Source organism: Pseudomonas tehranensis (assembly GCF_014268615.1).
Classification (GTDB): domain Bacteria; phylum Pseudomonadota; class Gammaproteobacteria; order Pseudomonadales; family Pseudomonadaceae; genus Aquipseudomonas; species Aquipseudomonas tehranensis.
In genome coordinates this window covers 1-4,384 of sequence record NZ_JABWQV010000340.1, presented here as the reverse complement: position 1 = coordinate 4,384, position 4,384 = coordinate 1, and the positions used below count along the sequence as shown (strand labels likewise).

Sequence of the window (4,384 nt, the reverse complement as noted above, 5' to 3'; positions counted from 1 at the left end):
CTTCGCGAGCAAGCCCGCTCCCACAGTCGATCGTTGGTGTACGCAGCTTTTGTGTTCACAGCAGGTCCATTGTGGGAGCGGGCTTGCTCGCGAATGCAATCGTCAGAACAACAAATATCCCTCTGAGATAACAACCCTTGAACATCCAACCCAGCACCTACTCCCCCGACACCGCAGTGCCCCTGGACAAACGTGTCTTCGGCGCCCGCGATCTGTTTTCCCTGTGGTTCTCCCTCGGCATCGGTTTGATGGTCTTGCAGGTCGGCGCCTTGCTCGCACCGGGGCTGGGCCTGAGTGGTTCGTTGCTGGCGATTTTTCTCGGCACGCTGGTGGGCGTCCTGCTACTGGCGGCCGTCGGCGTAATCGGCAGCGACACCGGCCTGTCGGCCATGGCCGCCCTCAAGCTCAGCCTCGGCGGCAAGGGCGCGAGCGTGCCGGCGGTGTTGAACCTGCTGCAGTTGATCGGCTGGGGCTCGTTCGAAATCATCGTCATGCGTGACGCCGCCAGCCTGCTCGGCGCGCGGGCCTTCAGCGAGGGGAGCCTGGGGTCGAACCCGCTGCTGTGGACGTTGTTTTTCGGCGCCCTGGCAACCCTGCTGGCGGTGAGTGGGCCGCTGACGTTCGTGCGTAAGGTCCTGCGCAAGTGGGGCATCTGGCTGTTGCTGGCAGCATGCATCTGGCTGACCTGGAACCTGTTCGCCAAGGCTGATCTGGGTGCGTTGTGGGCGCGGGCGGGCGATGGTTCGATGCCGTTTGCCGTCGGTTTCGACATTGTGATCGCCATGCCGCTGTCCTGGTTGCCGCTGATTGCCGACTACTCGCGCTTCGGCAAGCGCGCAAAAAACGTCTTCGGCGGCACCGCGCTGGGGTTCTTCATCGGTAATTTCTGGCTGATGAGCCTGGGTGTGGCCTACACCCTGGCGTTCGCGCCGAGCGGTGAAGTGAACGCGCTGCTTCTGGCCTTGGCGGGCGCCGGGCTGGGGATCCCACTGCTGCTGATTTTGCTGGACGAGTCGGAAAATGCCTTTGCCGATATTCACTCGGCGGCGGTGTCCAGCGGCATGCTGACGGGGTTGAAAGTCGAGCACCTGGCCTTGGCGATTGGGGTGGTCTGCACCTTGATCGCCTGCTTCGCACCGTTGGCGCAGTACCAGAACTTCCTGTTGCTGATCGGCTCGGTGTTCGCGCCGCTGTTCGGTGTGGTGCTGGTGGACCACTTCATCCTGCGCAAACGCAGCAGTCATGTGTTGTCGTCTGCGTTGCGCTGGCCGGCACTGTTGGCCTGGCTGGGGGGGGGTGAGCACTTATCACCTGCTGGCCAACGTGTATCCGGACATCGGCGCGACCCTGCCGTCGCTGGTCCTGGCAGGGTTGCTGCAACTGATACTGGGTCGGGCGTTCAGCTACGGCCGGGGAACAGCTCGGGCTTGAGGATGCCATTGAGGCGTGGGTAAGCGATCTTCAGTTCGATGTGGCCCAAGGCGTAGGGCGCGATGGTGCTCACTTGGTACTTGAGGATCACCCCGCCGTAGGTCAGCGCCACGTTCGGGGTTTTCTGGAACGGCCACTGCTTCACGAACTCCGGTTCCTGATCCAGTTTGGTGCTGATCAGCCAGCTGTTGTGGGCGACCTGCGCGGCTTTCCAGAACGCTTCTTCCTGACCCGGCAGCAGCATGTCCGACAGGGTCAATACCTTGTGCTGCTGGCGCGAATAGTTGATGAAGCCGCGCCCCGGCGTGCCGTGGGCACCGCCGGTGTCCAGGTAGCTGGACAATTCGATGATCACCAAGCCGTCATGCTGCTCGCGTACTTTGGCTTGCAAGTAACTGCTGTTGCGCGGCGCGGCGCTGTGCAAAAACTGCTCGCGGTAGGCGGCCAGCGTTGGCGCCACTGGGGCGTCCGGCGTGGTGCGGGTCATTTGCAGCAGGCGTTTCTCGATAATGCCGTCCAGGGCTGGCTCGGCGGGAAAACGCAGGGTGTCAATGTTGACCAGAGGACAGTCAGCGCTGGCGCAGCCGGGTTGCAATTGTTCCGAGGCATCACGGGTGGTTTCCAGCGGAGCGCGGTAGTTGGGTTGGAACAGGCTTTGGCAAGCGCCCAGGGTCAGGGCAATAGCGGCCACGCAAAGGGTTTTGAAAAGCGACATGGGCGTCCTTCATGAAACAGGGAAAGGCGAAAAGTTACCCGCTTCGACTGTCGGCAGGGCAATCAGTTCGCCACTAAGCTCATTAGAGTGGCTTTGAGGGCAGCCGTCTATCCCGATGACTGCAAAGGGGCTGCATCAAACGGTACGGGCGCGTTAGGATGGCGCGAAGCCGAGGCAGGAGCCTCGCATCGATCCGCTGCAAACGAGGACAGTCATGACCGATTTCGCTAACGCCACACCGAGCGCCGTGGACATCGTCAAGCGTGAAAACTGCTTTCAGGGTTTCTACAAACTCGATCGCGTGCACCTGCGCCACGAGTTGTTTGCCGGTGGCATGAGCCGTGAAATCAGCCGTGAACTGTTCGTGCGTCATGACGCGGTGTGCGTGCTGCCCTACGATCCGCAACGCGATGAGGTGGTACTGATCGAGCAGTTTCGCGTCGGCGCCATTGGCAAGACCACCAATCCCTGGCTGGTGGAACTGGTCGCCGGACTGATCGACAAGGACGAGCAACCGGAAGAAGTTGCTCATCGCGAAGCGCAGGAGGAAGCTGGGCTTGTCTTCGCTGCGCTCTGGCCGATGACCCAGTATTTTCCATCGCCGGGCGGCAGCAATGAATTCGTGCATCTTTACCTGGGGCGTTGCGACAGTGCTGGGGCCGGTGGCCTGCATGGGCTTGTGGAAGAAGCCGAAGACATTCGTGTGAAGGTCTGGGCTTTTGAAGATGCCTTGCAAGCAGTGCGCGACGGGCAGATCTGCAACGCGGCCAGCATCATTGCCTTGCAATGGCTGGCCTTGAATCGCGATGAAGTGAGGGGGCTATGGTCTTAAGCAAGCTGCGCGACCGTTATCGCGTCGATCTGGTCGGGTTGCAGGCCGCCTGCGAGGCCAACTACGCCCGCTTGATGCGCTTGTTGCCGGACATGCGCAACGACCCCGCGCCCCGGCGCATCGCCGTGACCCATGGCGACCAGATGCTCGGCGTGCTGGCCCTCGAAGTGCTGCAGACCTGCCCGTACACCACCACACTGCAGGTGCGCCAGGAGCACAGCTTGCCCTGGTTGCCGGTGCCGCAGTTGGAAGTGCAGGTCTATCACGATGCGCGCATGGCCGAAGTCGTCAGCGCCGAACATGCGCGACGCTTTCGTGGCATCTATCCTTACCCCAATGCGTCAATGCACCAGCCGGATGAGAAGGCCCAGTTGAATCTGTTCCTGGGTGAATGGCTGAGTCATTGCCTGGCGCTGGGTCATGAGTTCGAAGTCGTTCGGTAGTGCGTGGTCTGTGAACCGGTTCCGGTTCGTGGGTTTCCCCTTTCGATCTTCCCCAGCATAATTGCCGCTTCATCCAATGGCGTGGTCGCGCCTGGGAGAGAGCGATTTGCCGAGCGTATCCACCTTGACCACCGCCGATGCGGCGCTGCTGGTCCAACTGTCCGACAGTCACCTGTTTGCCGAGGCCGACGGCTCGCTGCTGGGCATGAACACTCGCGACAGCTTGCGGGCGGTCATTGATCTGGTTCTCAAGCAACAGCCGAAGATCGACCTGATGCTTGCCACGGGGGATTTGTCCCAGGACGGGACGCTGCAGTCCTATGAGGCGTTTCGGCAACTGAGTGCGCGTATCGACGCGCCGGCGCGGTGGATTCCCGGTAACCATGATGAGCCGCAGGTGATGCTTGAGGCGGCGGTCAAGAGTACGTTGCTCGATCCGGTGGTGGACATTGGCAATTGGCGGGTGACGATGCTCGATTCTGCCGTGCCGGGTTCGGTGCCGGGGTTTTTGGCTGAGGAGCAGTTGATTCTGTTGGCCAATGCCTTGAGCGAGGCGCCGGAGCGGCATCACCTTGTTTGTCTGCATCATCATCCGGTGTCGATTGGGTGTGCGTGGATGGAGCCTATTGGGTTGCGTAATCCGGAGGCGCTGTTTGCGGTGCTGGATCGGTTTCCTCAGGTGCGTGCTGTTCTGTGGGGGCATGTGCATCAGGAGGTTGACCGGGTGCGTGAGGGGGTTCGTTTGTTGGCTTCGCCTTCGACTTGTATTCAGTTTGAGCCGGGGAGTGAGGATTTTGCGGTCGGGGGGCAGGCGCCGGGGTATCGGTGGTTGCGGCTTTGGCCGGATGGGCGGTTGGAGACGGGGGTTGAGCGGGTGGTTGGGTTTGCATTTACTCCTGATTATGAGTCCAACGGTTACTGAGTTTTGATTGAGTACATATCCATTGCTGCGGTAACGGCGGC

General features: G+C 61.2%; 4 protein-coding genes and 1 pseudogene. 4 read left to right on the top strand and 1 reads right to left on the bottom strand.

Annotated features, from left to right (window positions below; genetic code table 11):
- The first annotated feature begins 137 nt into the window (after positions 1 to 137).
- Positions 138 to 1,431: pseudogene (cytX, locus tag HU811_RS25435) on the top strand (putative hydroxymethylpyrimidine transporter CytX).
- Here the strand turns inward: cytX and HU811_RS25430 are convergent.
- Positions 1,400 to 2,146, bottom strand: a complete 747-nt coding sequence (locus HU811_RS25430; protein ID WP_186658788.1) for a DUF3298 domain-containing protein — start codon at positions 2,144 to 2,146, stop codon at positions 1,400 to 1,402. The pseudogene cytX and the gene HU811_RS25430 sit on opposite strands and share 32 nt — an antisense overlap.
- 214 nt (positions 2,147 to 2,360) lie before the next feature.
- Between HU811_RS25430 and HU811_RS25425 the strand changes: the two genes are divergently transcribed.
- The 3 genes from HU811_RS25425 (at position 2,361) to cpdA (ending at position 4,343) form a co-directional block, all read left to right on the top strand.
- Positions 2,361 to 2,978 carry an NUDIX domain-containing protein gene (locus HU811_RS25425; RefSeq protein WP_186658785.1) on the top strand — a complete coding sequence of 206 codons (618 nt, stop codon included), beginning with the start codon at positions 2,361 to 2,363 and terminating at the stop codon, positions 2,976 to 2,978.
- Positions 2,969 to 3,421 carry a DUF1249 domain-containing protein gene (locus tag HU811_RS25420; RefSeq protein WP_024781420.1) on the top strand — a complete coding sequence of 151 codons (453 nt, stop codon included), beginning with the start codon at positions 2,969 to 2,971 and terminating at the stop codon, positions 3,419 to 3,421. Before HU811_RS25425 ends, HU811_RS25420 begins: the two co-directional genes overlap by 10 nt.
- 106 nt (positions 3,422 to 3,527) lie before the next feature.
- The gene (gene cpdA, locus HU811_RS25415) at positions 3,528 to 4,343 is read left to right on the top strand and encodes a 3',5'-cyclic-AMP phosphodiesterase (RefSeq protein WP_186658781.1); all 816 of its coding nucleotides are present in this window, start codon (positions 3,528 to 3,530) and stop codon (positions 4,341 to 4,343) included.
- Positions 4,344 to 4,384: the final 41 nt, after the last annotated feature.

Coding starts and splice junctions, on each gene's coding strand:
- HU811_RS25420 (WP_024781420.1), top strand. CDS start 2,969: ATGGTCTTAAGCAAGCTGCGCGACCGTTATCGCGTCGATCTGGTCGGG.
- HU811_RS25425 (WP_186658785.1), top strand. CDS start 2,361: ATGACCGATTTCGCTAACGCCACACCGAGCGCCGTGGACATCGTCAAG.
- HU811_RS25430 (WP_186658788.1), bottom strand. CDS start 2,146: ATGTCGCTTTTCAAAACCCTTTGCGTGGCCGCTATTGCCCTGACCCTG.